The 18,470-nt window shown below is 63.4% G+C and carries 18 protein-coding genes; 10 read left to right on the forward strand and 8 right to left on the reverse strand.

Features of this window, described 5'->3' with window-relative positions; all coding sequences use genetic code 11:
- Nucleotides 1-3: 3 nt before the first annotated feature.
- Nucleotides 4-1,239, reverse strand: coding sequence for a serine hydrolase domain-containing protein (locus tag JX001_RS02840; RefSeq protein WP_241004728.1), 1,236 nt, complete (start codon nt 1,237-1,239; stop codon nt 4-6).
- 74 nt (nt 1,240-1,313) lie between these two features.
- On the opposite strand from JX001_RS02840, the gene JX001_RS02845 reads away from it, so the two are divergent.
- Both JX001_RS02845 and JX001_RS16440 read left to right on the forward strand, forming a co-directional pair.
- Nucleotides 1,314-1,970 (forward strand): TetR/AcrR family transcriptional regulator, encoded by a 657-nt coding sequence (locus tag JX001_RS02845; protein WP_241004815.1) that lies wholly within the window; start codon nt 1,314-1,316, stop codon nt 1,968-1,970.
- Between the two features lie 224 nt (nt 1,971-2,194).
- On the forward strand, nt 2,195-2,602 hold the full coding sequence (locus tag JX001_RS16440; protein WP_205682209.1) for a GFA family protein: 408 nt from the start codon (nt 2,195-2,197) through the stop codon (nt 2,600-2,602).
- A 129-nt stretch (nt 2,603-2,731) separates the two neighbouring features.
- Here JX001_RS16440 and JX001_RS02855 read toward each other — a convergent pair whose 3' ends face one another.
- Nucleotides 2,732-3,283 carry a TetR/AcrR family transcriptional regulator gene (locus tag JX001_RS02855; RefSeq protein WP_205682210.1) on the reverse strand — a complete coding sequence of 184 codons (552 nt, stop codon included), beginning with the start codon at nt 3,281-3,283 and terminating at the stop codon, nt 2,732-2,734.
- A gap of 136 nt (nt 3,284-3,419) precedes the next feature.
- Between JX001_RS02855 and JX001_RS02860 the strand changes: the two genes are divergently transcribed.
- The 3 genes from JX001_RS02860 (at nt 3,420) to JX001_RS02870 (ending at nt 8,270) form a co-directional block, all read left to right on the forward strand.
- Nucleotides 3,420-4,274 carry a nuclear transport factor 2 family protein gene (locus JX001_RS02860; protein ID WP_205682211.1) on the forward strand — a complete coding sequence of 285 codons (855 nt, stop codon included), beginning with the start codon at nt 3,420-3,422 and terminating at the stop codon, nt 4,272-4,274.
- Nucleotides 4,275-4,472: 198 nt separating this feature from the next.
- Nucleotides 4,473-6,947 (forward strand): TonB-dependent receptor, encoded by a 2,475-nt coding sequence (locus tag JX001_RS02865; protein WP_205682212.1) that lies wholly within the window; start codon nt 4,473-4,475, stop codon nt 6,945-6,947.
- A 72-nt stretch (nt 6,948-7,019) separates the two neighbouring features.
- Nucleotides 7,020-8,270: an MGH1-like glycoside hydrolase domain-containing protein gene (locus JX001_RS02870; protein WP_205682213.1), complete on the forward strand. Its 1,251-nt coding sequence runs from the start codon at nt 7,020-7,022 to the stop codon at nt 8,268-8,270.
- 307 nt (nt 8,271-8,577) lie between these two features.
- Here the strand turns inward: JX001_RS02870 and JX001_RS02875 are convergent, their stop codons facing one another.
- Together JX001_RS02875 and JX001_RS02880 are read right to left on the reverse strand one after the other, a co-directional pair.
- Entirely contained in the window at nt 8,578-9,420 is an 843-nt protein-coding gene (locus JX001_RS02875; RefSeq protein WP_205682214.1) for an arginase family protein, read from the reverse strand.
- Nucleotides 9,421-9,508: 88 nt separating this feature from the next.
- Nucleotides 9,509-10,369, reverse strand: coding sequence for a LysR family transcriptional regulator (locus tag JX001_RS02880; RefSeq protein ID WP_241004729.1), 861 nt, complete (start codon nt 10,367-10,369; stop codon nt 9,509-9,511).
- 132 nt (nt 10,370-10,501) lie between these two features.
- Between JX001_RS02880 and JX001_RS02885 the strand changes: the two genes are divergently transcribed.
- Nucleotides 10,502-11,242, forward strand: a complete 741-nt coding sequence (locus tag JX001_RS02885) for an SDR family oxidoreductase (RefSeq protein WP_205682216.1) — start codon at nt 10,502-10,504, stop codon at nt 11,240-11,242.
- Nucleotides 11,243-11,361: 119 nt separating this feature from the next.
- Here the strand turns inward: JX001_RS02885 and JX001_RS02890 are convergent, their stop codons facing one another.
- Nucleotides 11,362-11,700 carry an antibiotic biosynthesis monooxygenase family protein gene (locus JX001_RS02890; RefSeq protein ID WP_205682217.1) on the reverse strand — a complete coding sequence of 113 codons (339 nt, stop codon included), beginning with the start codon at nt 11,698-11,700 and terminating at the stop codon, nt 11,362-11,364.
- A 73-nt stretch (nt 11,701-11,773) separates the two neighbouring features.
- Here JX001_RS02890 and JX001_RS02895 point away from each other — a divergent pair, with 73 nt between their 5' ends.
- Nucleotides 11,774-12,313, forward strand: coding sequence for a MarR family winged helix-turn-helix transcriptional regulator (locus tag JX001_RS02895; protein ID WP_205682218.1), 540 nt, complete (start codon nt 11,774-11,776; stop codon nt 12,311-12,313).
- Nucleotides 12,314-12,621: 308 nt separating this feature from the next.
- On the opposite strand, the gene JX001_RS02900 is transcribed toward JX001_RS02895, so the two are convergent.
- On the reverse strand, nt 12,622-13,632 hold the full coding sequence (locus tag JX001_RS02900) for a zinc-dependent alcohol dehydrogenase family protein (protein WP_205682219.1): 1,011 nt from the start codon (nt 13,630-13,632) through the stop codon (nt 12,622-12,624).
- A gap of 120 nt (nt 13,633-13,752) precedes the next feature.
- Here JX001_RS02900 and JX001_RS02905 point away from each other — a divergent pair, with 120 nt between their 5' ends.
- Nucleotides 13,753-14,661, forward strand: coding sequence for a LysR family transcriptional regulator (locus tag JX001_RS02905; RefSeq protein ID WP_205682220.1), 909 nt, complete (start codon nt 13,753-13,755; stop codon nt 14,659-14,661).
- Nucleotides 14,662-14,712: 51 nt separating this feature from the next.
- On the opposite strand, the gene JX001_RS02910 is transcribed toward JX001_RS02905, so the two are convergent.
- Nucleotides 14,713-15,159 (reverse strand): Lrp/AsnC family transcriptional regulator, encoded by a 447-nt coding sequence (locus JX001_RS02910; protein ID WP_205682221.1) that lies wholly within the window; start codon nt 15,157-15,159, stop codon nt 14,713-14,715.
- 120 nt (nt 15,160-15,279) lie between these two features.
- On the opposite strand from JX001_RS02910, the gene JX001_RS02915 reads away from it, so the two are divergent.
- Nucleotides 15,280-16,110 (forward strand): PhzF family phenazine biosynthesis protein, encoded by an 831-nt coding sequence (locus JX001_RS02915; protein WP_205682222.1) that lies wholly within the window; start codon nt 15,280-15,282, stop codon nt 16,108-16,110.
- Nucleotides 16,111-16,366: 256 nt separating this feature from the next.
- Here JX001_RS02915 and JX001_RS02920 read toward each other — a convergent pair whose 3' ends face one another.
- Nucleotides 16,367-16,903, reverse strand: coding sequence for a YbaK/EbsC family protein (locus JX001_RS02920; RefSeq protein WP_241004730.1), 537 nt, complete (start codon nt 16,901-16,903; stop codon nt 16,367-16,369).
- A gap of 350 nt (nt 16,904-17,253) precedes the next feature.
- Between JX001_RS02920 and floR the strand changes: the two genes are divergently transcribed.
- Complete coding sequence (gene floR / locus JX001_RS02925) at nt 17,254-18,453, forward strand: chloramphenicol/florfenicol efflux MFS transporter FloR (RefSeq protein WP_205682223.1); 1,200 nt, start codon at nt 17,254-17,256, stop codon at nt 18,451-18,453.
- The last annotated feature ends 17 nt before the right edge of the window (nt 18,454-18,470 follow it).

The raw sequence follows: 18,470 nt of genomic DNA on the forward strand, positions 1-18,470 counted from the left end.
GGCCTAATCCACCGCTCCGCCATAGACGGCGTCGCGGACCTCGCCCGGAAAGGCGCCCGACATGCCTTCGAACGTGGTGTTCGTCAGGGCCACGACAGTCAGTCTGTGGACGGGATCGACGAACCAGCTGTGGCCATAGGCGCCGCCCCACTGGATCGTGCCTTTGGCTTGTGGTGTGTGCCCGACTTCGGGATCGTCGAGGACGGCCCAACCATAGCCGAAGCCCCAACCCGGTCCCTGGGTCTGGGCGCTCGGACCGATGTGGTCGGTCATCATGTCCGCGACCGTGGATGGTGCAAGGATTGGCCCACCGCCGGTGCGGACCGCTTCGAGGAAACGCACGATGTCGTCGGCCGTCCCGACCATCCCGCCACCACCCGACGGGTAGGATGACGGATCGAGGGCACGACCGGGTGCGAAGCGGACCACTCCATCGCCCAGGGGCACGGCCATGCCGTCGGTGATCTCCTCCGGTTGCGGGGTTCCGTCCGCATAGGGGGTCGCAAGTCGCTCCGGCTCTCTGACGGAAAACCCGGTGTCCTCCATGCCGAGCGGACCTGTGACGGTTTCCGCCACGATCTCTGGAAGGCTTTTTCCCGAAGCTTTGGCGATCACGCCGCCCAGGACGTCGATCCCGAGCGAATAGCGCCATGAGGTCCCGGGCGGATAGACCAGCGGCGCCTGTTCCAGCCGTTTGAGATTCTCGGCGAGCCCGAGCCCGGGCTGATCAAGCCCGTCCGATACGTTCAATCGGTCATAGGCGCTGCCGGCGGGTTCGATGAAGCGATAGCTCAGGCCCGAACTGTGCGTCAGCAACTGGCGCAGGGTGATGACCGGCGTCGTCCCGTCCGGCATGTGTGGCTGAAAATCGGGCAGCCAGCGCGTCACAGGATCGTCCAGACTGAGGCGTCCCTCCTCGACCAGCCGCATCAGGGCCACCGAGACGATCGGCTTGGATATAGACGCCAGGCGAAAGATCGTGTCCGACCGCATCGGCGTTCTGGCGTCACGATCGGCGAACCCCGCTGCGCGCTGATAGACCACCGCGCCATCCTGCATCACCAGGACAACCGTCCCGACGATCCGCTTCTCGGCGATCGCACGGTCGATGACGGCGTCCAGGCGAGCCGTCGCCATGATACGAGCGGCTTGGCGCGTTTCAGTGGGGGCGATCTGGAGCACGGCCGCATAGGCGGGCGTCGCCATCGCCAGGACGGCGCAAACGAGAGGCTGGAGCACGAGTAAAATCTCCCTATATCATAACGATCGATCCCGAATATGGGGGCGACTTGGACAATTCAAGAGCAATCGTTGTGATAAATGCCCCTCAAACAGCCAGAGCCAGAGGTCGCCCGAGGGCGTTCGCCCGGGACAAAGCCTTGTATGCGGCGGCTCTGACCTTCTGGAGGCTGGGTTATGAAGGGGCGTCGATCGTCGATCTGACCGCCGCAATGGGCATCACGGCACAGAGCCTTTATGCCGCGTTCGGGTCGAAGGCCGCCCTCTACGAAGAGGCGCTCGACGCGTATCAGACGAGCATCGGAGCCTATACCGCGCGAGCGCTTGCCGAGGAACCGACGGCCATCGGCGCCTTTGTGCGCATCCTGACCGAGAGCGCCCTGGAGTTCACCCGGTCTGATCAGCCCAAGGGCTGCATGATCTCGACCGCCACCCTGGCCTGTGCCGAGGAGCACCGCCCACTGGCGCTGAAGGTTGCGGCGCTCCGTAGCGACACTTTGGCGGCATTCGAGGCTCGACTGGAGCGCGGTATCGTCCAGGGCGATCTGGAGCCGGATGCGGATACCGGTGCACTCGCGCGCTTCATGGGCGCGATCATCCAGGGCATGTCGGTCCAGGCCCAGGACGGCGCCAGCCAGTCGGATCTGATGCAGATTGTGCAGATCGCGCAGGCCGAACTGTCACGTCACGGCCATCGCGACCGGAAGGCGACGGTGCCCGTCATCACATGATGATGTTCCGATCTGTGAGCGTTTCGGTTTACGCCGCCTCTCAGTCCGACGAAATCGGTTCCGCCTTGATTTCGGCGAATTCGAACCGGATATCTATTTCCTCGCATACGCAAGTTCATGCTCAAGATGATCTTCGTGCGTGGCTATCACCCTTACCGCGACGGCCAGAAAATCAGCTCAAAATTTGACCGAGCAGACCTGTGGAAACCGGGGGAGTATTTACTATGGATAAGGCTCAATGCGCCTGTGGCTCTCTTGAAGTGCGTTCAAGCCAGCCACCGCAACTTACGGCAATCTGCCATTGCCTGGCGTGCCAGAAAAGGACGGGAGCGCCTTTCAGTGCCAACGCATTCTACTCTGTCGACTGTGTCACGATCTCCGGCCCCTCCACGGCATACGTTCGAACGGCAGACAGTGGTCGCAAGGTCCGAATGCACTTTTGTCAAATATGCGGTTCGACCGTCTATTGGAGGGCTGAGGCGTCGCCCTCTGTCATCGGGATCGCCGTAGGCGCTTTCGCGGACCCGTCCTTCCCGGCGCCAACCTTGTCCGTCTTTGAGGAAACGAAACACGGGTGGGTGCAACTGGACGAGACGGTCGTTCACTTCCAAGGCCTGCCGACGGGTCAATAGTGAGCCGACACCGCCTGCATAGGCTCCAGATTTGTCCGTGCGCGTTGGTTCAAAAATCCGGAGGTCATAAGGGCCACTCGTCGCTATCCCGGATGAGATGCGAAGCCGGACGGCTGTTATGTCGACGGGTCAGAGCGCCCTCATCGCCATGTCCACGATGCCGACGAGCTCATCGCGCGAGGCTCCGTCCTGGGCCTGAAGCGAAAGTCCCTGGACGATCGTGGAATAGAATAATGCCAGTCTTCCGGTGTCGAGGTCAGTGGGGAGATCCCCGTCCAGAACGCCCCTATCCAGCCGTTCGCGGATAAGCCGTGTCGTCTCGCGGCGCAGGGCACGCAGATCGTCGCGCAGAGATGCGTTCGAACTGGAAGCGTTGACCATGCCCAGACTGACCATACACCCGCCCGCTGTCGGACTGGCGAGAGCGACCTCCACACTGGCCAGCAGCATCGCCCTGATCGCGTCCCTGGTCAGAGGAGGCTCATGCAGGGCGGTCATACTGCCCGCCCCGGACGTCGACAGATAGAGGGCGATCGCCTCGCGATAGATCGCCGCCTTGGACTGGAACGCCGCGTAGAAACTCGGCGGGTTGATGCCCATCGCCGCTATGAGGTCGGCGAGCTGGGCGCCTTCATAACCCTTGGCCCAGAACACCCGCATGGCCTGTTCCAGAGCGGCCATCCGGTCGAAGCTCCGCGGTCTGCCTCTGACTGCCACGCATCACCTTTTGTATTCTCTGCTACACAATCTTGACGCAGCCTCGACGTCCGTGGGATATCTGTATGCAGGTTTACAGAATTAGGAAAGGCCGCAAGCGATGATCGGTCCCGTCACGGCAAAGCGCATTGGCATCATCCGCACCTATTTTAGGAAAGTGGACGGGCGCGACCCAAGCCTGTCCGACCTGTTCACCGATGACGTGGAGTTCTTCTTTCCCAAGTTCGGAAGCGCGCATGGCAAGCCGGCATTGGCTCGTTTCGGCGAAGGTCTCCAGCGCCACCTGCGGAGCCTGGAGCACGACATCGCCGGGCTGAAGTTCACCGCTGCGGGCGACCGCATCGCCGTCGAGGGACGCGAACGGGGCGTCACAAGCGATGGGATATCATGGCCCGACGGCGTGACCTCCGAGGGACGCTTCTGCAACCTGTTCGAGTTCGATGGCGACCTGATCTCCGGCCTGTCCATCTATGTCGATCCGGACTTCACCGGCGCCGACACACGGCTCCTGCGCCAGTTCCAAGGCGAGGGTGCGGTGGATATGACGCCCAGATCGGTCGTCGAGCGCTATCTGGACGCGGTCTCCGACTTCTACGCCAACCCCGAATACACAGAAGCATTGTCCGGCATCATGGCCTTGTTCTCCGAGGCAATCGACTGGAACATCGCCGGTAACACCGAGCGCGTGTCCTATATCGGCCCTCGTCGCGGCAAGGCCGAGGTGGCGGCCTTCTACCGTGAACTTCGCGAAGCCATCGAGCCCCTGAGATTCGAGGTTCGCACCATCCTGTCGGCGGACGACACCGTCGTCGTTCTCGGGGATCTCGCCTCCCGGGTGAAGGCCACGGGAAAGGTCATCGAAACCGAGTTTGCGTTCGATATCACCGTCCATGACGGACTGATCGCCCGCTACCGCATGCTTGAGGACAGCTACGCCGTTCAGCAGGCCGTCTGAACGCATCAGGGCTGACGGCCAGGTCGTCTTTGGGGCCCTTCGTTGTGCGAGCTGGAACACAGTGTTCCTGATATCCGGCCTTCTGGAAATCCCTAGGTCATTTCAGGGTGAGGTCGTGACGCCGCCGTCTTCGGAACGGCGAGCGATGGCGAAGACCAGTTCACGACGAACACGGACGGACGCCCTTGGGAGGGGACCATGACCAATAGATCCTTGCGCGGACTCTCGCTCGGCTTGCGCAGCCTGTTGCTGCTCGGCGCAGCCCTCCCCGCGACGGCCTTCGCCCAGACCGCGACGCCGCCTTCGCAAGTTCCGACGTCCGAGGACCCCGCCGCGACGGTTGAAGATATCATCGTCACCGGCACCAGTCGGGCCCGCGCCGCCCTGGTCACCCCGCTGGCGGTCACCAGTCTGAACAGCGAGGCCCTGCAGCGGGCGACCTCGAGCAGCCAGGCCGACATCCTCAACACCGTCCCTTCCGTCAAGGCGGAAGGCGGGGGCGGCGAGGTGGCGGTCAATGTCTTCGTCAAGGGGTTGCCGGTCTCGGGCACCTATCAGCTCACGCCGTTGCAGTACGATGGCATCCCGGTGATGAGCGCCTTCGGCCTCAACTCCTCGGCCTTCGACGTCTACTACCGCAACGATCTCGGCATCGAGAGACTGGAGTTTGTGCGTGGCGGCGTCTCCAACCTGTTCGGTCAGGGCTCGGTGGCGGGCCTGATCAACTACATTTCCAAGACCGGCGATGACGAGACCCATGGCGTGGCCCAGATCGAGGGGGCCACGGAAGGCCGGGTCCGTGTGGATGGAGCCCTCAGCGGTCCGCTGGGCGGAGGCCTCTACTACGCCGCTTCGGGCTACTACAGGAACGACGAAGGACCGATCGATACGGGGCTGCCCACGCGCGGTGGTCAGGTGCGGGGCAACCTCAAGAAGGAATTCAGCGACGGCACGGGCTCCTTCACCCTCTATGGCCAGTACATCGACGACAGCGTGCAGTTCTATCTGCCCATCCCCTTGAGCAGCACCAACCGTGAGCGCGTGGCCGGCAGTGACGGAGAGACCCTCTATTCCGTGCAGACGTCACAGGTCCGCAATCTCGCCTTCAATACCCCCAACGGCGTCTTCCGCACCGATATCGCCAAGGGGGTCGAGACGAGAGGCGGGCAGGTCGCCGCGGTCTTCCGGCGCGAACTCGACTCGGGCTGGGGCGTCAACGCCAACCTCAAATACTCGTCCTACAAACACAGGTTCGGGTTCTTCCTGGATGGGGACGGGGTGGTCAACACACCTGAGACCCAGGCCGCCTTCCTGGCGAACCGCGGCCTGCCGACCAATGCCACCTACACCTATGCCGACGATGGTTCGGTCGTGCCGGCCAGTGTCCTGCTTTTCGCCAACCGCATCCAGGACCGGATCCGTCCGATGGAGGACGTGACTGCAGAATTAAACGTCACCCGCCGCGTCAGCGCGGGCGGCTTCGATCACAACTTCACCTTCGGCGGCTTCGCAGCCAGCGCGGAGGCGACAGACAATGTGATCACCACAAGCTATCTGGCGGCCTTCAACAACACGCCCCGGCTGATCAATCTGACGGTCCGCGACGCCTTGGGGGCGCCGACGATCGTGTCCAACAACGGCCTGGTGAACGCGGGCGTCGGCTATGTGAACAACCGCCACAGCGCCGAGCGCTACGCCCTGTATTTTGCCGACCAGATCGAACGCGACCGGCTGATCATCGACATCGGAGGCCGGATCGAGCGGACGACAGGCGACCTGCGGCGCGAACGCACGGCGACCTATGTCACCGACACCACGACCCCCAACCTGTCGACGGCCCTGCGCGATGTGGTCTGGGGGACCGGAAGCTATATGACCGGCAAGGTCGAGACCGACTCCTGGGCCTTGGCGGCTGGCGCCCTCTACCGGTTGACGCCGGATGTGAGTCTCTATGCCAATGCCAGTCGTGGGTATTTCTTCCCGGCTCTCAATACCGTCGCCTTCAACGCCCTGGGCGAGGTGCAGTCCTACGAGCCTGAAGTGATCCGGCAGGCCGAGGCCGGCGTCAAATATTCGGGCGGTCGGGTCTCGGGGTCTGTGTCGGTTTTCTACAACGACCTGAAGGATCGTCGAACCGTCCAGTTCCTGAACACAGGCGGCGGCGCTCTCGCCGAGGTCGTCAGCGTCGTCTCGACCGAGGCCTATGGCCTGGAAGGGGTGCTGGATGTTCGACTGATCGACAATCTGTCCTTCCGCGGCAATGTCTCGCTGATCCACCACGAATACACGGACTACGATTCGTCTCCGACCTTCATCGGCAACGAGGAGCCCCGTCAGCCGAGTTTCCTCTACAACGCGGGCCTTTATTACGACGACGGCGCCTGGGACGGGTCGGTCTATACCAACTACACGGGCTCGAACTTCACAGACCCCTCGAATGCGATCGAACTGGACGGCTTCAACGTCGTGCGCGCCGATCTGGGCTATACCCTGGAACGCGCCGACGGGCGTTCGCTTCGCCTCGGCCTGGACGTGTTCAACGTCCTCGACGACCAGGGCATTACCGAGGGCTCGCCCCGCCAGGGCCCCGCCCAGGTCAGCGCCGGCGCCTATTTCATCGGCCGGCCCGTCCTGCCCCGACGCTACACGGTGCGCCTGACCTACAGTTTCTGATCCAGTCCACCCTGAGCCGACTGGGGAGGGCGTCCGCGTCCTCCCCTTTTTTCAGGTCTCCCGGAGATGACCATGCGTGACGAGGAAGCCCGAAACATCCTGATCGCGAACGATCGCGGCGGCTACACCGTCCCCAACGGCCGGGTCTATCCCTTCCAGTGGAACTGGGATTCCGCCTTCGTGGCGCTTGGCTTCGCTACCTTCGACCGGGATCGCGCCTGGGTCGAGATCGAGACCCTGTTCAAGGCCCAGTGGACGGACGGCTTCCTGCCGCACATCGTCTTCTGGCAGGACGACCCCGGCTATTTCCCCGGTCCGGAGCGGTGGGCCTCGGGCACGGATCCCCTGACCTCCGGCATCACCCAGCCGCCGGTGGCGGCGACTGTCGTGCGGGCCTTGTGGGATCAGGGCGGCGTGGCGGATCGGCCCAGGCTCGAGGCTCTGTTCCCCAAGCTGATGGCTTGGCACCGGTGGTTCTGGCGATATCGCGATCGTTCCGGCCAGGGGCTGGTGGTTGCCTTACATCCTTGGGAGACCGGTCGGGACAATGCGCCCGAATGGGACCGACCCGGCGCTGCGATCGACGCCTCTGACGTCGCCCCCTACGTCCGTCGTGACACCAGCCATCTCGACGCCTCGATGCGGCCGACCGCACTCGAATACGACCGATACGTCGCCCTGCTCGACTTCGGTCGGGAACGGGGCTGGGACCACGGTCGCATTGCTGCGGAGAATCCATTCCAGGTCGCTGATGTCGGCCTGACCATGATCCTGCTGCGCGCCGACCGGGATCTGCTGGCTCTTGCCGAGGCTCTGGGGCGTCAGGATGACGCCAGCGATCTGCGCGAGCGCATCGCCCTGGCGGAACAGGGCGTGGACTGGCTCTGGAACGAAGAGGTCGGGGCCTATGGCTCGCGCGATCTCCTGACGGGAGAACCGTCGGGCTTCATCACCAGCGCCTCCTTCCTCAGCTTCTACGCGGGACTGAAACACCCCGACCGTGACGCGCGACTTCTCGGCCATCTCGACAGGATCGGCGCGCGGGTCAGATACCTCACGCCGAGCCTTGATCCCGCCGACCCCGGCTTCGACATGATGCGGTACTGGCGCGGGCCCGTCTGGGCGGTGGTCAACTACATGATCGGTCAGGGGCTTGCCGAGACCGGACATGGCGCCATGGCCGAAAGGGTCCGGCGCGACACACGCGACCTGATCCAGACCTCAGGGTTTTACGAAGCCTTCGATCCCACCTCCGGCGCTCCGACGGGCGGCGACGATTTCTCCTGGACGGCGGCGATCTGGCTCTGCTGGGCGGGACGTTAAGCCTCCGGTTTCGCGACCCATGTCAGTCTGCCTGCTTATGTATCGGTGGGCTGAAGGGACGACGAGGACCTTCGTTGAACCTGAACGCCGGGCTGGCGGATTACAGGCCCAGAGACGACGCCCGCCGCCGACACTCAATCAGCCCCCGTTCACATCCAGGCTCGCGAGGGTGAACGGTCTTGACCTCGGCTGAGTGCCTCTGGGGCGAGCCGGACCGGATCCGAGAGTGAAGATGTGAAAACGCCGGCCTGGAGGTTGAGAGACAGGGACTGCGCCTTCAGATGCCGGGTTGAGGGTCTCTCAGGCTTCACGTGGCGTGTTGATCGTCTCCACCGCCGAGCATACGGCGCAGGACAGGCTGGATCGCCGCGAGAAGCGGGTTTGGGTCATTGGGCCTGCCGTCGGGCCATGACGCTTCGTATTCGGCGATCTCCAATCCCAGCACGTCGTGGTCGGCGAGAACCTCAAAGGCCTCCAGCAAGTCACGCCACTGGAGGCCTCCGGCGACCTGGTACTCGGTCGCCAGCAGTCCGGCTGTGAGAACATCACAGTCGAGGTGAATGTAGAGCTGTCGTCCTCTGATGGCCTCCCTGAGCCTCAACCCCAGTTCGGCGCCGGGCGGTACGAGGCTGATTTCCCCCGCGTCGATGCGGGCCTGCTCAGGCGGGTCCAGGTCGCGGGCTCCCACAAGGATGACATTCGCAAGGTTCAATCCCTCGCCCAGCCCGGTCCTCCACTCGCCGGCCGCGCCCGTGATCACCATGCCGCCCAGATAGCTCGCCTCGGTCGCGCCTGGTCCGTCCGGCAGGTTGCTGTCGCCGTGGGCATCGAACCAGACGATGGCCGCGTCTGGATACCGTTGTGCGACCATCGGCAGGGTCGCAAGGCTGGCCGCGCAACGTCCCGTCGTCAGGACAAGGGGCTCGCCGTTGTCGAGACGTTGAGCGATCTTGACCGCAAGTGATCTCAGGTTTGGGAGTGCCGCACTCAGTTGAGCCGCCCAGCCGCCTTCGATGACTGCGGCGGCCTCGCCCACAATGTCGGCGGCCACCCCGTAGGATTGCGCGATCACCGAGCCCAGTTCGACGGATCCGCGCATCGCGCGCAGGTTCCGGTCCCCGGCGGCTCCGGCATAGAGGGTAACCGTCATAGTCTCGCTCTCGAACAACAGGCGGAGACGCCTTCGATGGCGTGAATCTCGCCGACAGCATCCATATCAGCCCGGCTTTTCAGGCAACTCATAGGCGATGTCTTTTGACCTCCTTATTGATGAAGTCGATCAGGGCGCGCAGCGGGCCAGGCGTCTGACGACCACCGGGATAGTAGAAATGGTATCCGGGAAACGACGGGCACCAGTCCTCCAGCACCCGGATCAGGGTGCCGGATTTCAGATCCTCCGCGACTTCGTGTTCGAACACCTGGGCCAGGCCCAGCCCTTCGCGTGCAGCGGCGAGGATCAGTCCGTTGTCGTCGAAGACGGTGCTGCCCTCGACGGCGACATTCAGGCTCCGCCCGTCCTTCTCCAACTCCCAGGCATACAGCGCGCCGGCCGGGAAACGTCGTCCGATACAGTCATGGACGGAAAGAGCCTCGGGGGTTTGCGGAACGGGATAGCGCGTAAAATAGTCGGGCGATCCGACCACCGCGAACCGCTGCGGCGGCCCCAGGGGGATCGCAACCATATCGCGCGACAGGCTCTCCCCGAAACGAACGCCCGCATCGAAACCGTCCCGGACGATATCCACGAAGCCGTCATCCGTCACGATCTCGAGCCGGATGGCGGGGTTCGCGCGAAGGAAGGGGCCGATGAGCGAGGCCACAGGCTGCGCCGCCCCACGCGGCATGTTCAGCTTCAGTGTGCCCATGGGGGTATCGCGATAGGCGTTGACCGCTTCGAGCGCGTCGGCGACCGCGCCGATGGCCGGTTCGAGACGTGAAAGCAGCGATGCGCCGATCTCGGTGGGCGTTACGCTGCGCGTCGTGCGGTTGAGCAGTCGGACGCCGAGCCGGGCTTCGAGCGTCCGCATCGCATGACTGACCGCCGAGCGCGAAATCCCCCGTTCGGCGGCCACCCGGGCAAAACTGCGGCGGCGCGCCACCGCGACGAACAGGGCCAGGTCTGGAAGGTCCAACTCAGGCATTGTCGTATTCTCCTCACCACCTCATGCGCCTTTATAGGGCTTCTGCTGGCCAATGGGAGGCGTCATGTTTGCTGCGAACTGGAGCACGACATGACGCGATTTACGGACAAACGCATCCTCATCACCGGCGGCACGAGCGGGATCGGGCTCGCGGGCGCCCGGCGCATAAGATCCGAGCGCGGGAGCGTTACCGTCACGGGCGTCGATAGCGGCCGTATCGCGGCGGCAGCGGAACATCTCGGCGGCGACACCCTCGCCTTTGCCAATGACGCCGCCGATCCGCAGGCCGCCCTCGATCTGGCAGCCACCGTGAAAAACTGGGGCCGGCTCGACGGTCTTTGGTTGAACGCCGGCTATGCCGATACCGACACGGTCGAAGGGATCGACGCGGCATTTTTCGACGCGATGATGAATGCAAACGTTCGGGGTCCCGTCCTGCAGCTTGCGGCGCTGGCCTCAAGCCTCAATGACGGCGCGTCCATCGTCGTCACCTCTTCGGTGTCTCCTTATGAAGGCCTGGCGTCGACCGCGACCTATGCGGCGACCAAAGGGGCGCTTGTCGCGCTGACAAGGAGTTGGGCGACCGCGCTTGCGCCACGGGGCATCCGCGTCAACGCCTTGATACCGGGTCCCATCGAGTCACGGCTGAGGGATTTCCTGCCCGAGGCGGATCGCCAGGCCTTCGAGGCCAATGCGGTCGGTCAGGTTCCCCTGGGGCGCATCGGAACCGCAGACGAAGCGGCGGCTGTGGCGCTGTTCCTGCTCAGCGACGACGCCAGCTATGTCACGGGAAGCCAGTATTTCGTGGACGGCGGGATGATGATGATCTGAGGGATCTATCGTCGGCGCGAGCCATGTCTCCGGAGGCGAGTGCCTGACATTCGTTTTTCCGACCGCCCGCTCCGCCGACCGCCGATCTGGTAGTCAGGGCCTTATCGTTTCGAGCTGGCTCACGGGATCGTGCTGATCGACACCAGGCCTTGGTAATCACCCAGATCGGCTACAATGCCCAGTTCCGCCATGAATGCTGCCGGATCAAATCCTTGGGTGGTCTGTGCAGAGTGCGATCTATGCTTGGCGACTTCATAGCAGGAAGCGTCTCGCCATTGAACGAACGTCACTACGTTGTAGCGTCCATCTCCGCCTGTTTGCTCCAGAACGAGGTTTTGGTCGCATCCATCGGCCTCATCGAGCAAGCGGTGCGTCATTCGCAGACGATCGAGAAAGACATCTCTCGAACGAGGCGGAACGACAAACTTATCGATCCTGAAAACCGGCGAACTCGACATCAGGCGCTCCTTATCAACCCATGCTCCAATGTGCTAACATTTGACAACCTGTTGTCAAGAGCGAGAGGCGCGTATGGTCGTAGATGATGTTGGAGCCCTGATCCTCGAAGTGTTCCGTTTGAACGGGCGATTGATCGCCGCAGGTGATTCGGTGGTGGGGCCTCTTGGTCTTTCAAGCGTTCGTTGGCAGATTCTGGGATCGGTGATGAGGGCAGGGCATCATTCAAAGACCGTCTCGCAGATCGCCCGTGAAACCGGCGTGACGCGCCAGGCGGTTCAGCGCGTGGTCAATGCCCTGGTCGCACAAGGGGTTCTCAAGCGGGAGGATGACCCTGCAGACAGACGTGCGCCACTTATCAATGCTACAGAGCGGGGACGCCTAATCTATGCAGATGCCGATCAAGCCCGACGCGAATGGCTTTCAGGGGTAGGTGAGCAGTTCACTGCGGAAAGGCTCCGCCAGGCCACGTCCACCCTGACCGACTTGCGAACAAGCTTGACGTCATCCGGGAAGACAAACCAGCAAGGTTCTACAGGGCCGGAAACGCCATCATCTTCGCCATCGCACAGGCGGAGACGCAAGCAACCCGGCGGGCCCGCCGACCAAAAGTGACCGTTTCCGGCCCCTTGCAAAGCGGCGCCCCTCGGACTCTTTGGCTATTCCGCGGGCGATCTGGACACGCCGTTCATCGGCGCCGAGCATTCTGTTCATCGCGCTGGATAGCCGCGAACGGCTGTGGGCGATGCGCTATGACCGGGAATCGGACTTCGAGTTCATGCGACTTCATGGGTTTGCGGCGGTGGCCTTGTCTGGCGCGAGATGCGAGGGCTCTTCGACACACGGATGCAACAAGCGCGGCGAGGCCGGTCGCGAGAAGCGATCGCCTTGCGAGCGTGACGGGACGAATGCAGCGTCATTCCTCACCAGTTCAACTCGATCGCCAGCTTTCCGAAATGACCGCCTGCAGAGAGGCCCGCGTAGCCTTCGGCCAGATCGGCCACGGCGAAGGTACGATCGATGATGGGCGCGATGTCGTGTGCGGCAAGGGCCGCGGTCGCCTGTCGAAGATGCGCGACCGACCCCGTCGTACTGCCCTGGAGTCGGACGGCCTTGCTGATCACCGGCAAGAGATCGAGTGCTGCGGAAGTCCCGCCCAGGAAGCCGATCGTGAAGACGGTCCCTCCGTGGCGCACCGCCGCGATGGAGCGCCCGAACGTCTCCCCGCCTACGGTTTCGACCACGAGATCGGCGCCGGTTCCATCGGTCAGGTCCAGGATCGCGCGGTCCCAGTCCGGGGTCTGCCGGTAGTTCAGGACGTCGTCCGCTCCAAGCGCCCGCGCCCGCTCAAGCTTTTCGTCTGAAGAGGACAGGAGGATGACCCGCGCGCCTCTCGCCTTGGCGAACTGAAGGGCGAAGATCGAAACCCCGCCGGTTCCGAGAAGGACGACCGTTGAGCCGGGTTTCAGGCCGCCGGCTTCTGTGGCGCGCCAGGCGGTCGTCGCGGCGATGGGCAGGGTTGCGATCGCCGGATAGGAGAGATGAGCGGGCGCCCGGACGACGCTGGCCGCATCGACGATCTGCAGTTCCGAGAGTACGCCCGGCAGGCTGGCCCCCCGGGTCGGATTGACGCTCGCCGCCGTGCCGGGTCCGTCGATCCACTGCGGCTTGGAATGCAGGGCGACCCGGTCGCCGACGGCCAGGGCATCGACATCCTCCCCAAGGGCTACGATCTCGCCGGCGCCGTCCGCGACCGGGATCAGGGGGTAGACGATCCCGGGATAGCCGCCGGTGGCGACCGCCAGATCGAGGTAGTTGAGGCTGGCGGCGCGCATGCGAACCAGAACCTCGCCGCGGCGCGGTGCGGATGGTGCGGGAACCTCTCGCTGAATGAAGGAATCAAGCGAGGGGCCGGTGAGTTCAATGAGGTGCATCGACGAGTCTCCATGAGAAGAGGGGAGACCTAGCGCCCATCAGAAAAGCCTGGAATAGGCCGGAAATGCAGGTCAATACTGCGAACCATGCAGGAATCTGATCGCCTCCCGGACATGGACATGATCTCCGCCTTCGTGGCGGTGGCCGAGACCCTGTCCTTCGCAGCGGCGGGGCTCAGGCTGGGTCGAGATCCCACCGTCGTGTCGCGCCGCGTCCAGGCCCTTGAGCAGAAATTGGGAGTGAGACTGGCGGAGCGTACGACCCGCCGCCTGGCCTTGACGGAAGCGGGCCGCCTCTATCTGGAACGGTTGCGCCCGGCGCTCCGCGATCTGCAGTCCGCCCAGCGGGACGTCGCCGCTCTCAACCACGGCCTGCCACAAGGACATTTGCGACTGGCGCTGCCGACGAGCTTCGGCCGGATGTGGCTGAGCCAGATTCTGACGGACTTCCTCATCGCCCATCCGCTGGTGACGGCGGAGGTGGAATACGCCAACCGCTATGTCGACCTGGTCGCGGAAGGGTTTGATGCCGCCATCCGCCTGGGTGTTCTGGAGGACAGCCGGTTGATCGCTAGAAAGCTGTGCGATCGTCGCCGTCTGCTGTGCGCGTCCCCGACCTATCTCGCGCGTCATGGCGAACCGCAGTGCCTCGAGGACCTGGCGGGTCATGCCTGCCTGCGCTTCTCGGGTGCCGCCCAGCCGGACGTCTGGCCGTTCTTCACGGACGGCGGCGGACCCCGGTCCGTCTCGGTATCAGGCCCTTTCGCGGCCGATGACGGCGAGGCGCTGGTTTCGGCGGCGGTGGCGGGTCTCGGTATTCTCAACGCCACGGACTGGCTCGTCGGACGAGAACTGGAGTCCGGGGCGCTTGTTCCGGTCCTGTCGTCCTTCCCGATTCTGGAAGACGGGGCGATCTATCTCGTCCTCCCGTCGCGGACGGGCCTTCCATCGAAGTCGCGCGCGTTCGCCGACTGGGTCGTTCAGGCCATGAACCCTCCGCCCTGGCGCGCCTTGCCGGGGCAAGATTAGCTGATGGTCCAGATCCTGTGGTGGACCGCAAGCCGTGAGGCGGAGCACGGTTTAGAAGGGCGGTCGGCGCGGAGGTATGGGTTTGCGATGCACGATGCTCGTCCTGGTCCGGGCGATGTCGTGCAGAGGCCCCAGCAGGCGATCCAGGTCGCTCACGTCCTTCAGCACGAACCGGGAGACAAAACAGGCCTCGCCTGTGACGACGACACAATCCACGACCTCCGGGATTTCGCGCAGGACCTGCTCGACCGCTGCGAGTTTGCCCGGCAGGGGTTCGACGGTCAGGATGGCTTCGAGCACAAAGCCCAGCGCTCTCGCATTCAGGCGAACGCTGAAGGCTTCGATGACGCCGGTATCTTCCAGTCTGAGAATGCGATCACGCACCGCAGGCGCGGTCAGGCCGACGTCCGCGCCGATGGCGCGCAGGCTCATGCGACAGTCTTCGATCAGCAGATCGATGATGCGGCGGTCGATGTCGTCCAACGTTGATCTGCTCATGTAAGCCATTTTCGCACATAAGCTTTCCAAAGTGACCCAATCATAGCCGTTCGGCCTTTCGTCGCGTTGGTACTTTTCCGTTTGAGATCACTATCCTCCTCCGAAAGCAAGGAGATACCCATGAGAACGATCCAGCGGATAGCGGCCTTCACAGATCACGGAGCCGGCGGGAATCCGGCCGGCGTCGTCATCGGCGACACCCTGCCGGATGCCGCTGAAATGCAGCGTATCGCAGCGGAGGTGGGCTTTTCCGAAACCGCGTTCGCCGCACCGCAGGGAGCGGGCTGGAAGACCCGTTACTATTCCCCCGAGACCGAGGTTCCCTTCTGCGGGCATGCGACGATCGCCCTGGGTGCTGCGCTCGCAAGAGCAAAGGGAGCGGGCCAATATCGCCTGTTCCTTGCGGACGGCGAGATCGAGGTGGAGGCGGGAGAAGAGGATGGCCGGGGCTATGCCACGCTTCGATCCCTTCCGACCCGCAACGAGGCCGTTCCCGACTCCCTCATCGAGGAGGCTCTCACGTTGTTCGGCTATTCCAGAGACGACCTCGATACGAGCCTTCCGCCGAGACGCATGAATGCGGGCGCCGGGCACCTGTTCATGGCGCTGAGCAGCCGCGAACGGCTCAGCACGATGCATTATGATCTGGAAGCGGGCCGTGAGTTCATGCGGCGTCATGGGTTTGTGACGGTGGCGTTCGTCTGGCGCGAGAACCAGGCGCTCTTTCACGCGCGTAACGCCTTTGCCTCGGGCGGCGTGCCGGAGGATCCGGCGACCGGTGCGGCGGCGGCGGCGCTAGGGGGACTGTTACGCGACACGGGTCTTCTGACGGAAGGCGAGATCACCATCCTGCAGGGTAGCGATATGGGACGCCCGTCGCGGCTCCAGGTCCGTTACGGCGCGGAGGTCGGCACACCGGTCTATGTCAGCGGTGAATCCGTGGCGATGTGAGTTGCGACCCGCTGGAGGTTTGAGCCGACGGCTTTCTGCCGATCGGCCGGATCCCGGCCTTGGCGTCACAGGCCGATTTTATGGGTCCTTGCGTCCATGTCCGGCAGCGGTCGTCAGATGATCGACGTCCGCCCACCGGATGGGCGTCAAAGACCTGTTCGGGAGACGGGCGGGGACATGACGTTTGCCGACGCCTGGCCGACCGAGCCAGGAGTGAGGGATGGGTCAGTATTTCCGTCCAAGCCGTGACGCATGATCAGATGGCCTTGTGGGCATCGCTGCCGACTTCCGGATCTGGATTTCGGCAGACGTCGACCCACGTCGCCTGCGTGATCGTCGCCAGTCGTTCCGGACTAATCCCAACGGCGGCGTTGACCGCGCCGGCGGCGGCGATCACCACGGGGTGGGCCCGCAGGCTCACATCGCAATAGACGGGCAACGGCGTTGGCAATCCGAAGGGACAAACTCCGCCGACTGGATGTCCGGTCACGCGCTCCACGGTATCGCGATCCAGCATCGTCGCCTTGGCACCGAAGACCCTCTTGGCCTTGGCGTTGTCGATCCGCACCGTTCCGGACGTGACCACCAGAACGATGCGGTCTCCGATCTGGAACGACAGAGTCTTGGCGATCTGGTCGGGCTCTACCTCATGGGCTGCGGCGGCCTCCGCCACCGTCGCCGAGATTTGCGCGGTCTCGATGACGTCGAGTTCAGGGGCATGGACGCCGAAGAAGGCTTTGACAGTTTCCAGGCTCATGGACGTGACTTTCCAGGTCGAGTCTGTTTGACCCATCCCGATATAGGAGGCTTGGCCGGGCAACCAACTGCGTTAGGCACCCGTCGTCGCTAGCCACCGCGGGGTGCATCGCTTTGACCAGCCAGTCGACGAAGGCGAGCGATTCTGCATGATTTTCCGACGTGTGACGGCAGAGCAGACAGACCGCCCCCTCGACCTTGCCAGGAGAGTGGGGTAACCGAAGTCCATCCATTCTTCAGCGGGATCACATTCATGGGTTTGAAGACGTCGGACGAGTAAGCCGCAACGACAAATCTCGTTGTTGCGGCGTTCTTTAAGTTCCAGTCCAGCCAAATTGCTGAAATGCGGACGCTGCCCGGTATCTCTTATCGAGCGGATAATTTCCCATGACCAAGACTCGCCCTGAATGGGCCTACACGCTCCCGGCAGCCCTGCTGCTGCTAGTGCCTTTCGACATCCTCGCGTCGCTAGCTATGGATATCTACCTTCCCGTCGTTCCAGCGATGCCTAGCATTCTGAACACGACACCCACCATGATCCAGCTCACCCTGAGCCTCTACATGGTGATGCTTGGCGTCGGCCAGGTCATCTTTGGTCCTCTCTCGGATCGCATCGGACGGCGACCCGTACTCCTAGGCGGCATCATGCTTTTCGCCGTTGCCTCGACCGCTGCGGCCTGGTCCACGACAGGTATTGCGTTTGTCGCGTTCCGTGTCGTGCAGGCCATCGGTGCATCGGCGATGCTGGTTGCGATGTTTGCCACTGTTCGCGACGTGTACGCTAAAAGGACTGAGGGGGTCGTCATCTACGGCCTACTGAGTTCGATGCTGGCGTTCGTTCCCGCAGTCGGTCCCATCGGTGGTGCGGTTATCGGCGAGTTTCTGGGCTGGCGCGCAATCTTCATCACGCTTGCTCTATTGGCGTTTGTGGCCGCAGCGAACGCAAGCGTCCGCTGGCATGAAACGCGTCCTCTGGATCAGACAAGGATACGCCGATCCGCGTTGCCGATTTTCGCAAGCCCGGCCTTCTGGGTCTACACCCTCGCCTTCAGCGCCGGCATGGGCTCCTTCTTCGTGTTCTTTTCGACGGCTCCTAGGGTGCTCATAGGTCAAGCTGGCTACACCGAGATCGGATTCAGCCTGGCCTTCGCCACTGTCTCGCTGGTCATGATCGTGACGACCCGTTTTGCAAGTATCTTTGTCAGGAGATGGGGCATAGCGGGATGTGTTGTGCGAGGCATGGCATTTCTGGGTGGTGGCGCTGTTTTGCTGGGGATCGGGGAAGTTGTCGGCTCATCGCCCTTTCTTGGCTTCATCTTGCCAATGTGGGTTGTCGCCGTCGGCATCGTTCTCACCGTTTCCGTAACCGCCAACGGCGCTCTCGCGCAGTTTGACGACATCGCGGGGTCAGCCGTCGCATTCTACTTCTGCATCCAGAGCTTGATCGTCAGCGTTGGCGGCACGTTGGCGGTAACGCTGCTGAATGGCGATACGGCCTGGCCAGTGATCGTTTACGCCGTGACGATGGCGGTGATTGTAGTCCTGGGCCTCGCGCTTCTACGATCCCGGAACGTTGCGGGTTCGTAGCGGCCACAGCCAGTCGA

It is taken from the genome of Brevundimonas fontaquae (genome assembly GCF_017086445.1).
Classification (GTDB): Bacteria; Pseudomonadota; Alphaproteobacteria; order Caulobacterales; family Caulobacteraceae; genus Brevundimonas; species Brevundimonas fontaquae.

Coding starts and splice junctions, on each gene's coding strand:
- JX001_RS02860 (WP_205682211.1), top strand. CDS start 3,420: ATGATCGGTCCCGTCACGGCAAAGCGCATTGGCATCATCCGCACCTAT.
- JX001_RS02890 (WP_205682217.1), bottom strand. CDS start 11,700: ATGTCGAGTTCGCCGGTTTTCAGGATCGATAAGTTTGTCGTTCCGCCT.
- JX001_RS02865 (WP_205682212.1), top strand. CDS start 4,473: ATGACCAATAGATCCTTGCGCGGACTCTCGCTCGGCTTGCGCAGCCTG.
- JX001_RS02855 (WP_205682210.1), bottom strand. CDS start 3,283: ATGGCCGCTCTGGAACAGGCCATGCGGGTGTTCTGGGCCAAGGGTTAT.
- JX001_RS02870 (WP_205682213.1), top strand. CDS start 7,020: ATGCGTGACGAGGAAGCCCGAAACATCCTGATCGCGAACGATCGCGGC.
- JX001_RS02895 (WP_205682218.1), top strand. CDS start 11,774: ATGGTCGTAGATGATGTTGGAGCCCTGATCCTCGAAGTGTTCCGTTTG.
- JX001_RS02915 (WP_205682222.1), top strand. CDS start 15,280: ATGAGAACGATCCAGCGGATAGCGGCCTTCACAGATCACGGAGCCGGC.
- JX001_RS16440 (WP_205682209.1), top strand. CDS start 2,195: ATGGATAAGGCTCAATGCGCCTGTGGCTCTCTTGAAGTGCGTTCAAGC.
- JX001_RS02875 (WP_205682214.1), bottom strand. CDS start 9,420: ATGACGGTTACCCTCTATGCCGGAGCCGCCGGGGACCGGAACCTGCGC.
- JX001_RS02885 (WP_205682216.1), top strand. CDS start 10,502: ATGACGCGATTTACGGACAAACGCATCCTCATCACCGGCGGCACGAGC.
- JX001_RS02900 (WP_205682219.1), bottom strand. CDS start 13,632: ATGCACCTCATTGAACTCACCGGCCCCTCGCTTGATTCCTTCATTCAG.
- JX001_RS02905 (WP_205682220.1), top strand. CDS start 13,753: ATGATCTCCGCCTTCGTGGCGGTGGCCGAGACCCTGTCCTTCGCAGCG.
- JX001_RS02910 (WP_205682221.1), bottom strand. CDS start 15,159: ATGAGCAGATCAACGTTGGACGACATCGACCGCCGCATCATCGATCTG.
- JX001_RS02920 (WP_241004730.1), bottom strand. CDS start 16,903: ATGGGTCAAACAGACTCGACCTGGAAAGTCACGTCCATGAGCCTGGAA.
- floR (WP_205682223.1), top strand. CDS start 17,254: ATGACCAAGACTCGCCCTGAATGGGCCTACACGCTCCCGGCAGCCCTG.